General features: G+C 71.5%; 10 protein-coding genes. 5 read left to right on the top strand and 5 right to left on the bottom strand.

What is annotated here, in order from left to right:
* Window positions 1-600 precede the first annotated feature (600 nt).
* Window positions 601-1,089, top strand: a complete 489-nt coding sequence (locus ACWDZ4_RS28570; RefSeq protein WP_451511270.1) for a hypothetical protein — start codon at window positions 601-603, stop codon at window positions 1,087-1,089.
* 89 nt (window positions 1,090-1,178) lie between these two features.
* Here the strand turns inward: ACWDZ4_RS28570 and ACWDZ4_RS28565 are convergent, their stop codons facing one another.
* Together ACWDZ4_RS28565 and ACWDZ4_RS28560 are read right to left on the bottom strand one after the other, a co-directional pair.
* On the bottom strand, window positions 1,179-1,430 hold the full coding sequence (locus tag ACWDZ4_RS28565) for a hypothetical protein (RefSeq protein ID WP_451511264.1): 252 nt from the start codon (window positions 1,428-1,430) through the stop codon (window positions 1,179-1,181).
* Window positions 1,427-1,603 carry a hypothetical protein gene (locus ACWDZ4_RS28560; RefSeq protein WP_451511263.1) on the bottom strand — a complete coding sequence of 59 codons (177 nt, stop codon included), beginning with the start codon at window positions 1,601-1,603 and terminating at the stop codon, window positions 1,427-1,429. Before ACWDZ4_RS28560 ends, ACWDZ4_RS28565 begins: the two co-directional genes overlap by 4 nt.
* 259 nt (window positions 1,604-1,862) lie before the next feature.
* Here ACWDZ4_RS28560 and ACWDZ4_RS28555 point away from each other — a divergent pair, with 259 nt between their 5' ends.
* Window positions 1,863-2,309, top strand: coding sequence for a hypothetical protein (locus tag ACWDZ4_RS28555; protein WP_451511262.1), 447 nt, complete (start codon window positions 1,863-1,865; stop codon window positions 2,307-2,309).
* 282 nt (window positions 2,310-2,591) lie between these two features.
* Here ACWDZ4_RS28555 and ACWDZ4_RS28550 read toward each other — a convergent pair whose 3' ends face one another.
* Window positions 2,592-6,209: a hypothetical protein gene (locus tag ACWDZ4_RS28550; protein WP_451511269.1), complete on the bottom strand. Its 3,618-nt coding sequence runs from the start codon at window positions 6,207-6,209 to the stop codon at window positions 2,592-2,594.
* Between the two features lie 739 nt (window positions 6,210-6,948).
* On the opposite strand from ACWDZ4_RS28550, the gene ACWDZ4_RS28545 reads away from it, so the two are divergent.
* From ACWDZ4_RS28545 to ACWDZ4_RS28535, 3 genes are all read left to right on the top strand, one after another.
* On the top strand, window positions 6,949-7,263 hold the full coding sequence (locus tag ACWDZ4_RS28545; protein WP_451511261.1) for a hypothetical protein: 315 nt from the start codon (window positions 6,949-6,951) through the stop codon (window positions 7,261-7,263).
* Window positions 7,260-8,282: a helix-turn-helix domain-containing protein gene (locus ACWDZ4_RS28540; RefSeq protein WP_451511260.1), complete on the top strand. Its 1,023-nt coding sequence runs from the start codon at window positions 7,260-7,262 to the stop codon at window positions 8,280-8,282. Before ACWDZ4_RS28545 ends, ACWDZ4_RS28540 begins: the two co-directional genes overlap by 4 nt.
* A 447-nt stretch (window positions 8,283-8,729) precedes the next feature.
* A complete protein-coding gene (locus tag ACWDZ4_RS28535) occupies window positions 8,730-10,412 on the top strand; it encodes a hypothetical protein (protein WP_451511259.1) in 1,683 nt (560 codons plus the stop codon).
* A 133-nt stretch (window positions 10,413-10,545) separates the two neighbouring features.
* Here ACWDZ4_RS28535 and ACWDZ4_RS28530 read toward each other — a convergent pair whose 3' ends face one another.
* Together ACWDZ4_RS28530 and ACWDZ4_RS28525 are read right to left on the bottom strand one after the other, a co-directional pair.
* The gene (locus tag ACWDZ4_RS28530) at window positions 10,546-11,241 is read right to left on the bottom strand and encodes a DUF6308 family protein (RefSeq protein WP_451511258.1); all 696 of its coding nucleotides are present in this window, start codon (window positions 11,239-11,241) and stop codon (window positions 10,546-10,548) included.
* Between the two features lies 1 nt (window position 11,242).
* Window positions 11,243-13,552 (bottom strand): hypothetical protein, encoded by a 2,310-nt coding sequence (locus ACWDZ4_RS28525; RefSeq protein WP_451511257.1) that lies wholly within the window; start codon window positions 13,550-13,552, stop codon window positions 11,243-11,245.
* Window positions 13,553-13,568: the final 16 nt, after the last annotated feature.

Raw genomic sequence — 13,568 nt, 5'->3', positions numbered from 1 at the left:
GGCACTACCCCTAAATCCAGATTCACCCAAAGTTCTCACCCAAGGAAGCACCCCAGCCCCCACCCCGACAGCCAGCCCCGCGGAGCGGGTAGAAGACTGCTTCGCAGTCTCCGAGAGGAATCTCGCGCGTTGCGCGAGATCTGACGAAGTGGCAGCCCCCAGCTGCGCTGGGGGCTCTCGGATTCTCCGCTGCGCTTCGAGTCCGATGATTTCCTTCCGCGTTGCTCCAGGAAACTGAGGCTGCTAACGCAGCCTCAGGCGGTTCCGGTCCCCGGAACCTTGAGGGTCCGTCCGCTGCGCTCCCTGACCCTAACCCGCTTCGCGGGGCTGGCTGTCGGGGTGGGGGCTGGGGTGCTTCCTTGGGTGAGAACTTTGGGTGAATCTGGATTTAGGGGTAGTGCCTCTGAGGGTGGAGAGTGCGGGCGAGAGATTCCTGAGTGATGTCGTCCGGCCTCGTTGGACGACTATCCAAGTCCGCTCTGCGTGGTCGCTCAGGGGCTCAATGTCCAACGAGCCGAGGTTGTCTCTTTCGAGATCTTGTCGCGGCTTTCTCCGGCCTTTCTGTTCCCTCCCGCTCCCCGGCAGGATGGGTGGGTGACGATGAGCGAGATGGAACTGCTGGCCCTCCTGCGTGAACTCGACGACCCAGAGCGGCTGGAGCGGCCGCTGAACTACGACCGCGCCGCGGCCAGCCTCGCGTTTGGCGGGCTGGTGCGCCGGCTCGAGACCGACTTCGGAGTCCAGTGCGAGTTCGAGCAGGACACGCAGGACTCCAGCGAGTACGGGCGTGTTCGCGTGCCGGCCGAGGTGACCGTCTGCGGGACGCGGATCGTGGTCTGCGTGAGCAAGTTCGGCTCCCTCGCCGAGGTCTGCGCCGATAATCCAGGAGCCTACTTCGGCACGGACGACGCCCGAGAGGAAGGCGCGCTGGACTCCTCCGACCTTGCCAGCGTGGAGCGGGCGCTGGCCGAACTCGGCTACGTGAGCGTCCCCGAGGAACTGCTGGAAAGCGACTATGAGGGTCCCACCGCCTTGGAGCACTTCGAAGCGCGGCCCACTTGGTGGACGCGGTTCTTCGGCTTTATGTGATCCGCCTGCCCGGAGGGGCCTCCGCAGCAAGATCCGAAAGAGCCGGCACAGAGGCCGCCCCGGTTTATGAGCTGTCCTCGCGGGAGTAGTCAGGCCGTTCCGGCGTACGCGATGGTGAGGAAGGTTATCGTCGATGTGTCGTGGCCGAGGAGGATCACCGCGGTGACGTGGCCCTGGGCGACGGTGCGGATGATGCCGTCGTCCTGCCCGTAGGGCTCCGAGTACGCGAGCGGGTCCTGCTGTGCGTCGACCAGGGCGAGCGCGAGGTCCCGCCGGGCGAGCTCGGGGAGCTGCTTGTACGTGTCGAAGACGTCGATGGGGAAGTTGAGCCGGTAGGTCACCCCGCTCCCCGACCGTGGTCGTCCCGGTTGCCCTGGCGCGGCTCGGCGTCCCTGAGCACGTCGGCGGTGACGTCCCCGGTCTCCAGGTCGTCAGGGAGAACACCGCGCAGCTTCATGTGGGCGCGGGCGGCCTCGATGCGGGGCCGGGCTGATTGGAGCTGCTCGGCGGCCAAAGCCCATCCGTCGAGGACGGCGGGCAGGTCCTCGAGCGGGGTGAGGTTGACGTCCTAGAGCAGCTGCTGCCGGGATGCCGAGTGGGGCAGCGCTACGTGCAGCCGGTCCACGGTCCAGTCCTCGTGCGCCATGTGCCCCTCCTGCGGTCGTGCCCCGGAAGGCCAAAGTAGCGTCAAGGGGAGCGTCGGGGAGGCGCTCGTTTGTGCTAACGCGCGGGCGCCGTGGCGCGGCGGTGGTCTCTCTCGCTACGGTCAGCGGATGACCTTTGCTGATGAGCCGTCCTCCGACTTACGGCCGAGCGAAGCACCGGCGAGCGTGATCGTCAGCGCACTGCGCTGGGACATCCTGAACGAGTGGGTCCGTTACCTGAACGACGACAAGTACCCGGCCAAGACGGCCGAGATGTCGTACGTCGGGGGCTTCATCAACCGGGACTCCGGCGGCGACGCGCTGCGGTGCCTGTGGAGCAAGCACGAGACCGCGTACCCCCTGTTCGCCGAGACGGTGTGGTTGCTGCACCGCGAGTTCAGCGAAGGCTCCGGGACGGAACATCACGCCCTGTTCGCCGGCCTTCCGCCGATCCCTTCTGACATCCTCTTCCGGAAGATCGCGAACTCGTCCGCGGTGGCATTCCGGAAGCTGACCGAGGCCCAGATGATCGAGATCCTCCGCAAGGCCCCGAACGACTACGCGGCGATGCGGTAGGGACGGTCCCGAGAAGCGACGGCTCCGCCCCGGGGCCGCCCGATGGGCGGCCCCGGGGACGACTGAACGCATCACGGATCCAGAGAGGTGCGGGACCGGCGGAGGTCAGCAAGCGCACGCGGTTCCGGACAAGCGGGCGCAGCGGGACGCCGCGAAGTCGTAGGCCCCTCCCCGTCTCCTGGCCAGTTCCTCGCCCGTCTGCGCACGGGGAGACGGGCCGAGCGCGGGCCGCCCTCGGTCCCAAGCCACAAGCCGCCTCCTCCCGGCCCGGGACCGGTGAGGTCAGCTGGTTGTCCACGTCGTCCGGGCGAGGTCCACCTCTCCGGCCTCCACCAGCGCCCGGCGCAGCTGCTCGGTGGCTGCCGGGTGTTCGGGGGCGGGCTGGGCCTCGGCGGCCAGGAGCAGGGTGCGGGCGTGCGCGCGGACCTCGATGTCGTGCCAGGGGGCGAGGGCGGATCGGGTGAGCAGGTGTGCGGCCAGGAGCAGGGCGTCGTTGTCGCGCGGGTGGGCGGCGGCCCGTTCTGCGATGTCGCCGGCGCGGGTCTGGGCCGGGGTGTGGGCGGCGCTGCGGCGGGCCAGCGGCAGCCACACCGTGTCGTCGAGGGCGGTGTCGGCGAAGTCGCCGGCGGCGGCGAGCGCGCCGGGCGGCAGGTCGGCGTCCAGCGCTGCGGTCCACCACCGTGCTGCCGCTGCCAGGACGCGGTGGGCGGCCGGGTCCGGCGGAGTGTCGCCGGACTGGGTCCGGTGCGGAGTGCGTGCGGCGAGCGCGGCTAGGAGCCGGGATGCCGCAGGCGCGCCGTCAGGTCCGGCGGCCAGCGCCGTCCAGGCGGCCCGTGGGTCGCCCAGGACGTCGTCGGCGTCGCCGGTGCGGATAAGCAGGGCGTGGGCGAGGTGCCGGTCGGCGCCGGGCAGGTTCGCGCGTACGGCGTCAAGGAGTGGGCTGGGGCCCAGGGCGGTGAGCAGCGGCGAGTCGTATCCGCCCCAGCGCAGCCACGCGGCCGCCGGGGTGGGCCGGCCCGGCGTGAGGACGTACAGGCCGGGGTGAGCTGTGGTGAACTCGGCGGCGTGGCGGTGCAGGAACGGCAGAGCCACCCCGATGGCGGTGGTGAGCGCCTCCTCGCCGCCGCGCGCGGCCAGGGCCCGGGCAACAAGGTCGAGAACGTCGCCGGGAACCGGGGCGCCAATACGGACTTGGGCGGCGGTGTACTCCAGCAGGCAGCCCAGTGCGCGCACCGCCGGGTCCGAGCCGGGCAGGTCTCCGGCCAGGGCAGGCGGCTGGGCAGTGGGGTGGGTGAGCGGGGCGGCGAGGGCGTGCAGGTGGTCCAGGGCGGGGGTGAGGTCCTCGGCGAGGTCGGTGCCGGTGCGCCACACCAGGGTCAGCAGGTCGAACAGTGCCTGGTCGGCGAACAGAAGAACGGTGGGGTTCGGTTGGCCGAGCGCGGGGGCGGGCAGGGTGCGGCGCAGGCCGAGGGCGGCCCGTGCGGCCGGGGCCGGGCCGCCCGTGAGGGCTCCGGGGCGGTGGCCGGCGTTCGCGGTGGCGGCGAGGTAGAACGCGCCGAGCTCCGCCCGGTCCAGGGCGGTGAGCACGGCGGGAACGTCGGCGGTCCAGGCGGCCGGGTCGGCCTCGACGAGGCGGTGCAGCACGATCGCGTACCCGTCGGCTCCGGCGTCCTCGGCGGCGGCCAGTACGGCGGCGGCTTCGAGCGGGCCGGCCGTGGCGGCCAGCTCCAGCAACTCCTCCTCCGTGAGGGTGATGGTGCGCTTGAGCGGCACCGGGTGCTCGGCGGCGCGCGGGTCGGGCGGCCCGGTCGGGCGCAGGCGGCGCACCGCGGCGAGCAGTGGGCCGAACCCTTCCAGCAGCGGTGCGGTGAGCACCGGGGACCAGTCCCATACCCGCAGCCAGGACGCGAGCGGGTCCACCGTGCCGTCGACCCGGGTGGTTCCGGAGGGCAGGACCTGCTCCACCTCGGTGGCCGCGGGTGCGGCGCCGAGCGCCGCCCGGGCCCGCCGCTGAAGGCTTTCGGCGCGCTCGGGCGGGCAGGTGGTGAGGACGAGGTCGGCCAGGCGGGCGCCTTCCGGAGTCGGGCGGCCGGTCAGCAGCCGCTCCGTGGCCTCCACCGCCCGGTCCCACCACTCCCCCATTTCCCCTCCCTCCGCTTCGGCGAGGGCAAGGGCGGGGGCGCCCGGGTCCGGCGCGGTGTGAGGGTCCGGGGTGTGGGGCGGGTGGGCGGCCAGGTGTACGGCGAGGAGACGGGCGTGCAGGTACGCGTCGGCCTGGGCGATCCGGGGCCACGCGCGCAGCCGCTCGGCGAGCGGGAGGCCGGCCGCGGCGTCCGCCGCGGCGAGGTCGAGGACGGTTCGGGCCAGCGCCGGGCCGGTGAAGGCCGCCGGGTCGCCGAGGCGGACCTCGTCGAGGTCGACTTCAAAGACCAAGTGCCGCCCGGCCTGTGCGGTCGCCTCGACGTCGCGGCGCAGCAGCCCCGCCACCGCGCCGCGTACAGCACGTGCCCACTGGAAGGGGCCTCCCCCGGCGGCGGGGTGGACAGTCGTCACCAACTGCTGCAGCAGGCCCGCGACATCGTGGCCGGGCAGGCGGTCGGTGCTCTGCCGGGCGATCGCCTCCTCCATCTCCAGATCGGCCAGTGCCGCGGCGCGCTCGGCACCGGCCCCTGGTGCGCGGCTGGCTGTCGCGGCGTCCTGGGCGGCGTGCGCGCGCTCAAGCACCGCCTGCAGGGCCAGATGGCCGGTGTGCTCGGCGTCTACCGCGTCCTTCAGCAGCGTCTCGGGCACCACCACCCAGTCCCCGTCACGGGCCACCACCGGGAGGGTGCGTGCCCAGCGGGCCGCGAGCCGGCGCGCGAACCCGCCCCGGCCGGGCGGCGCCCCGGGCCCGGCCGGGACGGTGATGTACGGGAGCAGCGAGCGGACACCGGCCGGGGTGAGGGCGTCGGCCAGGGCCAGGCGCAGCAGCGCGTCCAGTGCGCCTGGGCCGCTGGCGGCGACCTGCTCGGCGTGGGCGGCCAGCCACGGGCGGGCGGTGTCCGGGGCGGTGTGGGCCAGGTGCTCGAGGAACGGGGCGGCCGGCCACACGCCGTTCTCCTCGTCGGCGAGCAGCAGGTGCCCGGCGTGCTCGTCCAGCACCTTAAGCCAGGCCGGAGCCGGGCCGGAGCGGAAGAAGAACGCCTCCGCGCGCGGGTCCGTCCATCGGGCCAGCTCCCGCGCGTCGTCAGGGCCAGGGTCGGTGAGGGCGGTGAGCTCCAGGACCCTGGCAGCACGGCCGGGCAGCGGCACCAGCAACTCGCCTGCCGCGTGCAGGAGTTCGGTGTAGAGACGGGCGGGCCGGGCTTCCTCGGCACCGGCGCCGTGCAGGCTGCCCGATGCCTTCGAGTACAGAGCCCCCCACGTGTCCAGGGCTTTGTCCTGCGCGGCACCGAGCCGCAGACCTGTCAGCCGCTCGGCGATCCCTCGTGCCTGACGGCGCTTGTGGCCGCCGGGGTTCCGGATCTCGCCGCGCAGCACCTCGGCCGCCTGGGCCACCAGTTCCCAGTCTGGGCTGCCCGCCGGGGCCTGCCGTCCGGGGGCCGTGCTCCCGGCGGGTGGCGGCCCGAGGGCGTCCACCGCTGCCAGCAGGTCCTTCGCCGCCGACTGCAGGCCGGCCGGGTTCTTCGGGGCTCCGGGCAGTTTTAGCAGGGCGTCGGCCGCGCTGCGTACGCACGCTTCCACGATCTCCCCGGGGCGCTCCAGGCCACCGGCCCCGGACAGGATCCGGTGCGCGTCCCGCAGCAGCCCCAGAGCCCGGACACCGGCCTCACCCTGCGCCCGGAGCGCGGCGGCCAGGACCTCGTCCACCACCGGGATTTCCAGCCCGGGCAGTGCGCCGCCGGCTGGCGGCATCTCCATGTTCACCGGTGAACCGTAAGACGAACGATCCGGCGCCCGGGGGCGAACCGCGCAACCCGGCAACCCGCCCGCGCGCGTGGCCCGGCGGCGCAGCAGGGCCGCGCGCGCGGGCGGGTCACTCCTCGTCGCGGGCCCTGTAGAACTCGCCGGCCTCGTTCAGCAGCTCCGCAGCCGCCCGTCGGCTAGTTCGCGCCAGGCGGGCCCGGGTCCCCGGCTGTCGCGCTGGTAAACGTCCTCGGTCTGGAAAGCACGTCAGGCCGAGCACCGTGAGCGGTGCTCGGCCTGGTGTCGAAGGCCGCGGTCCAACGCGGTCTCCGGGGTGTCCTGCGACGAGTTGGCTTGCGACCGTAGCCGTCAGGATGCACCGGCACGGCGAACCGCCGGTGTGCTGGGATGGAGCGTCTTTCTGAAGTGGCTCAGGCCGCAAGGCGGGCGGAACAACGAATAGGCCGCCGGGTCCGTGCCGCACGCACAACACATCGGTCACACCGTGCTGTTGGCGGGTCGGATCCCGCTCGGATTTCCTCGCGGACCGAGGAACACCCTCTGAGCCAGAAACTCTCATAGGGCACAAAAGGGACCAGGCGGCGGGCGGTGGCGGCCGGGGACATGGAAGGCTGGTCACAGCGCCGCTCGCCGTGGGCAGGTCCAACTGCCCCTGAGTTGCGTGACCTTGCGACCGTAGCCCGGGGCCCCGGCATCCGCCGGGGCCCCCTGTCAGGACGGAGTCCTGCGCACCATGAGCAACATCCCTCTTTCCTTCCCGGTCGCCGGTCCCGGCCCGGCTGTCCCCTGCCGGGACTGCGCCGCGGGCGGCGCGGCGGAGTCCGCTGGCCGGTTCGGTGCCACCCACGCGCTAATCCTGCTGATCGCTGTCCTGGTCCTGGGCTGCGTCCTCTTCCTCGCCGGGACCCCGCTGCGCACCGTGTTCATGCTGCTGGGCGGACTCGGGGCGATCGGGGCGGCCACCCTGGCCGCGGCCGGCGGTGGTCGCCGTCTGCTCACCGCCTTCGCCGAGGCTCTCGCGCGGTCTGCGGCGGGAGGCCGGTCATGACCTCTCCCTCCCCCACCGCGCGGTCTTTTGCTGACCTCGCCGAGCTCCTGGTCGCTCTGCGCCGGGACGCGCGCCTGTCCCAGCGCGACCTGGCCGCCCGCGCGAACATCTCGCGCGGCACTGTCCAGAAGGCCGAGTCCGGGCGCACCGCGCCCTCCACCCTCCTCCTCGACGCCTACCTGAAGGCCTGCGGGGCAGATTCCAGGACCGTCAAGCGGGCCCACCGTCTTCGGGTCCACGGCCGCGCCGTCCAGCGCGGCCGGCTCCGCGAACTCAACGCCCCGGCGCCCACTCTCATTCATGACCGGCATGACCTCGCCGTCGCCCTGGCTGTCGCCTACGAACGGGCCGGGGCTCCCCCGCTTGGCGACCGGCTCCTGATCGGCGACCGCAAACCGCTGCCGCGGACCACCGCGTGGCGGATCGTCAAGCGCAAGGGCCTCCCGGCCAACGTCACCCAGCTGGTGACGTTCCTGACCGCCTGCGGTATCAGCCCGGCAGTCCAGCGCCTGTACACCGACGCCTACCGGCGCGTCACCGCCGCCCACCCCGTCCGGCCCGCGCCCCCGCGCGTCCGGCGCAATGACATCCGGACCATCGTCGAGGCCCGCTCGGAGCGCCACGAACTCACCGGGACGGCGGCCGCGATCGCCCGCCAGCTCCCCGCTGAGGTGCTCGAGGAAATTCTGTTCACCGCGATCACGCGCGAGGCGCAGCGCAACGGATCCGGCCTGCCCGACGTGTGGATCGCCTCATCCCCGTCCCAGGACACCGGGGTCGACATCAGCATGCGCACCGCCGCCGGGGACCGCATGGACATCCAGTGCAAGAACTACCGCCGCCCCGAGCCCCCACCGCACACTCCCGGCGTCGGCACTCAGCCGAGCCGTCCGAGCAGTTCGCCCTCCGGCTGGTGGCTCGGCACCCGCCGCGCCCCGGCACCGGACCAGCCCGAAGCGCGGCGGGCGAGGGACTACGACAGGGAGGTAGCGGCCGTCCTGGCCGCGCCCGCCCGGTAGCCCCTGCCCCGGGCCTGGCCGATGTCGTCGGCCAGGCCCGGGCGCGGGAACAGCCCAGCAGCCAGGCCGGCGACAACAAGACAATGCCGGAGGGGGCGGGCAGGGCCCGCTGAAGCGTCCCGGGCCATCCCCCAGCCGCCGTTGCCGGGCCTGACGCCAGTCGATGTAATCGCCACCCACGGAAAACTCCCTGCGCCCCCTCCTCCGCTATGGCCCGCTCCTGGCGAGCGACGCAACAACGCAGCACCGCCGCTCTCCTTCGGGATTGGGGCGGGCCAGGTCGGGCCCGCCCTGCAAGACCCTCAGGTCAGGGCGCCATGGCCGACCTCGGTGGCCTCCAGCTTCCACCAGAAGTGGGCCACCGGGCGGCCGGACAGCGAGCCGCAGGTGGTGTCAGTACCGGGTGGGAGAATGGGGTAAGCCAGACCGGCGTGAAACGGGGGGCCTGTGGCCATCGAGTGGGAGCGGATCGGGCAGCCGGGTTTCGACCGGATTGTCGAAGCCTTGGTGCACCGGATGTACAACGCCTCCGCGAGCGTGGAAGCCGTCAACGGGCGCGGCGGGGACGCTGGTATCGATATCAAGGTGACCAGCGGGTCACGCGTGCGGATCTTCCAGCTCAAGTACTATCCGGACGGGTTTCCGGCCGGCTCGTTCAAAGGGCGGCGCAACTCCATCAAGGAGTCCTTCACCGGGGCCATGGCGCACAACCCGTGGGAGTGGGTTCTTGTGGTGCCGTGCACGCTGACGCCTGCCGAGCGGGAGTTCGTCGCCTCCTTGGCGACCGGGCAGGGTGTGCGGGTGCGGGTATGGGACCGGGCGATGCTGGACGGTCTGATGGCCACGCATGCAGATCTTGAAGCTTCCTTCACCCGGGACCAGCTTTACGACGCGGCGAAGGTCTTCGGGCAGGAGCGGGCGATGCTGATGGGTGGCCTGCCCGATGTTCGCGCACGGGTCGCAGGGCTGGGGCGACAGGTCGACGGGCTGGACGACCACTGGACGGTGGACTTCGCCCGGCAGGGCGAGACCGTGGTGCAGACGCTGCGCGGCAAGCACCCGCGAGCCCAGGAGATCTCCCCCGTGGAACTCACGCTGACAGGGAACGGCCCCTGGGACCCGGAGCTGACCACAGCGGTACGGCGCAGCCTGGGGTTCGGTGTGCCGGAGGAAGTGGTGCTGCCGCGTGAGGCGGTGAAGAGCCTGACGGTGGACGGGCCCGAGTGGCTGTCCGGGGAGCACCGGGACATCGAGGTGCGGTGGCGGCCGGTAGTTGCTGTCCCGCCGGGTGAGAGGGGGGTGGATGTGGTCTTCCTCGACGGTGAGCAGGTCACCGCCTCCTACCCGGGAACGCTGGGTCATCTGGGCGCTGGCAGTATCGGCCGTTCGGTCCATGTGGAGCTGCCGGGCGGGAATTTGGAGCTGCTGGTTCCCCGTGAGGCCGGGGCGCCGGCTTCGATGCGTTTCACGTTCTCGCTGGAGCGGCTGGAGCCTGCTGCGGCGCTGCGCCTGCTGCGGATGCGCCAGCGCATCATGACCGGCGGTGCCTTCCAGGTTCGCACGAGCACGGGGACGGTCGGTGGCGGCGAGCTGCCAGCGGAGTCCGGGTCGGCACACCAGGAGGTGGCGGAGCTGTGCCGCTATGTCGAGGACTTGGACGTGGTGCAGCGTCACTGCGAGCAGCACTTCCCGCTTCCGGCCGAGCTGTCCCCGGTCGACCGGATCGCTCTGCGCATGGCGCGTCTTCTGGTGGATGGGCACTGTGTGATCTCCCCGTTCCTGCCCCGCCTGAGTTTCACGCTGAGCGGTGAGGACTCCCCCGGCCTGCGCGCCTTGCTCAGTGGGGAGCAGCAGGCTATGCAATGCAGTACTGAGGAGTTCGCCATCACGCTCGCCGGGCGGTGTCTGCGGCTGGGGCCTGTGCTCGTCTTCCATCCCCGTGTCGCCACCGAGCAAGAGGACGGCCAGCGGGCTTTGGCCGCTCTCGATGCCGGTCGCGGTGACGGGTGCAAGGTCACCGTCCGGCCGATGGAGGGGGAACGCTTTCGGCTGTTGCTGCAGAACGCCGCAGCCAGTGCCGAACAGGTTCCTGTGCCGCTTGGACTGCCCGACTTCCCCGAACCTCGCTGACCCGAGGTGAGGATACGGGCCCGCGCATGTGCAGGAAGACGCGTCATTCGGTGAGTGCGTTCGCGAGGGCAGGTCCAGCCGCTGGTGACCCCGCCTCCGAGCGCCAGCACCCCACCGGCCCGGCGGTGGATCCTCAGGGGCAGCAGTGGCCCGGGGCGGGGTGGGCCATCCATACCGCGACGTCGGCGACCCGTAGTGCGCTGACCGTCTCGGGCAGGCCCGCGCTCTGCCGGAGGCCGAGGAGCCGGTGGTGCAGGGCCGCGTCGTCCTCGCGCAGGGCGGTGCGCAGTTCGGTCCAGAACGACGGCGGGTGGCCGAGCGCACAGCGCACGACCCGGTCATACACCGGCAGCAGCCGGGGCCGTTTACGGGCCAAGAGCTTCCCGGCGATCACCCACCCAACCTTGTACTGGTCCTCCAACAAGCACCAGGCTCGGTGCGCCGGCGAGCCGTCCGCGACGAGCAAGGCATCGGCGTCGGACAGGTCTGTGTCGGAAGGGATGTCTCGCAGCAGTTCGGACAGGTGGGTGCCCAGCGGGCCTTCCAGCAGGTCGAGGGCGACGGGTGCGGGGACGGTCACCGACAGGGTCTGCACAGCTATCAGGTCCTCTGCGGTGAACCTGTTCGCGACCTGCCGACGGTCGCCGCCGCCCGCGAGGTGTTCGAACCGGCCTCCCGTGAACACGCTGGCGCCCGGGGGCAAGCCGATCCCGAAGTAGCGGCGTAGGTCGTGAACCACCCGGTCCCCGCCCAGAACGGCGTGCAGGCGCTGCCCCACCAGGAACGGCTCCCCGCTGGAGGGGCCAGGCTCTGCAACGGGGTCGTTCATCTCAGATACCTGTGCCCTCATCTGTGTCAGTTTTGGCCGGTGGCGTCGGCTGGGCCGCCCATACCTCGCTGATCAAGGTGAAGGACGTAGTGAGCATCCCGGCCCCCCAGCGTGGGGGCATGACGGAATGAGCCCTCTGGCCGTGGGCGATGCGGTTGCGGAGCTTGCGCCCCTCGTGGAGGAACTCCGTCTGCCGCTCGGTCAGGAGGCCACTCTCTTTGCCCTGCTTGATGAGGGCGTTGAGCGGCCTCGTGCCGGAGTCGGGGATCTTGGCCCGGAGGACGATCTCCATCGCGATCAGGGCGTGCAGGAGGGCCACGGTGGAGAACTCGTAGCAGAAGTAGGAGTGGCGCAGGAGCTCGCGGGCGGTGTGCAGCACCGTTGCCGCGGACTGCGGAATGCCCGAGGGCACCGTCAAGCCGGCGACGACGTCGTGCATGTCGGCGTACTGGGTGACGAAGTGGTGGGCCCGGGGGTCGGGCACGGGGAACGGCAGGTGCTGATCAGCGGCAGCGTTCCACGGCAACGGCGTCCGGGTGGTGCTGTCGGCAGGCGCCGTTGCGGCAGGTGGCTCCTCCCCGAGGAAAATCACGGCGAGGGCGATCTGGAGCACGAGCGCTGTCCGGTGCCGGGAGGGCGTGTCGACCAGGTCGTGCAGGACGTCGTTGCGGAGGTTCATCTGCCCCTCGGCGTTGCCCAGCGCTGTCCGCAGGACAAGGGGCCACGGCTCGGGGAAGCCGAGTTCGTCCAGCTTGTCGAGGAGGGAGCCAAGCTGCTGAACCTGCCCGATGGTCTCCCCTTTCGCGTGCGTGATCACGCCGATGTCGGCTGCCTGGAGTCGGCGGCGCAGCGTGCCTTCGAGGCGCGGCAGCGCCAGGGCCAGGGCCGTGTCGACGTCGCCCTCCCAGAACGCTTCGAAGGCGCGGGCGAGACCGCGCATCCGAGTCTCCAAAGCGTGCTGGGGGCCGGCGAGGAACGGTGCGAGGTCCTCCGCCGTCGGGCGGAACCGGTCGCGAACTCGGTCCAGTTGGGCTTCGACGGCCAGGCCGTGCATGTCGAGGGCGAAGACGTGCTGCCGAAAGAGGAAACCCTCTCCTGCGGTGCTGTCGCTCTCGACGGTGCGCGTCACGACGGGGCCGTTGGGGTTGACGTACACCGTCGGCAGGGACAGCAACCCGGACGGCAGAACTGCGGAGTCACTCATCGTGGGAGGAGTGGTGGCGATGAAGTGAAGTGCGTGCTCCATGCTGTGGGCGGCGTCGATGGCCGCGCTCGCGGCCTTCAGGTAGCCCGGCGGCAGGGGGACCGGGGTGCGGATGGTGTCCATGGAAATTTCGTCCCGCCCGATCTTTTGCTGCGTTCGGCGCACCTCGTCGAGGGCGTCGGTCAGCCCGCTGTCGCGGGCATGTCGGGCAGCGTCTTCCAGGGCGAGGAGTTTTCGCAGCCCGGTACTGCTGTCGGCCAGTTCCATACGAGCGCGGTGGATCTTTTCGTTCACGTCTCGCCGCTCGTCGGGGAGCACCACGCGGCGGAGCTCTTCGAGGAACTCCACCCGGTAGTTGAACTGGCCTTCTCCGCAGTACTCGTCGACGGCGCGTTCCAGCAGGGGGCGCACGACGGGCCGGTCGTGTGTGCTGGCCACGAGCGGGGCGGTCATGAGGCCGAGCACGCCCGGCGACGGGGGCTTCCAGTCGAGCGCGGCCTGGCCCAAGGCGATCATTTCGTCGACAATGTCAGTACGCTCTGGCTGCCGCGTAGCGGCAGCCAGGCCGTAGGCGAGCGCCAGGGCGTCCGCTGCACGAAGTCGGGCCAGTTGCCTTTCGAAGGTTGCCGCGGCGCTAGGCTCCGGAGGGTGGGCGAGTGCCTCTAGGTGGTCCTCGGCCTTCGTCAGCTGCGTGCGGGCTCCAGCTCGGTAGCTGTGGACCCCGGAGCGGAGGTGTTCGATGGGCCGTGTTCCGTGCCGGGCCTCCCAGAGCAAGTGGTGAAGCCGGGCCCGGACCAGGTGGTGGGTCGTTTTGGGGGCGTAGGCGGCCCAGGCCTGGAAGACTGCGGGCGCCATGTCTTCCACGGCCCTCGGAACCAGGTCACCGTTGTCGTCGGTGGTGCGGAACGGTCCGAGGACGACGCCCCAGGTGTCGTCCTGCAGCCGGAACTCCATGGCCGCCCACAGGGCCGCGAAGTGCTCATGCTCCTCCTCGGCCGGGTTCGTGTTCAAGTAGCCAGCGCGAAGGGCCCGCCCGACCTTGCGCAGTGGTTCGCAGGAGTCGGCTCCGCTGTTCACCGCGTTGAGAACTGCTGGCTGAGCGTCCATCTCGACTCCTGACTCC

It is taken from the genome of Streptomyces sp. NPDC003016, assembly GCF_053591455.1.
The sequence above is the reverse complement of the archived record's forward strand: the minus strand, read 5'-3'. Positions and strand labels throughout refer to the sequence as shown.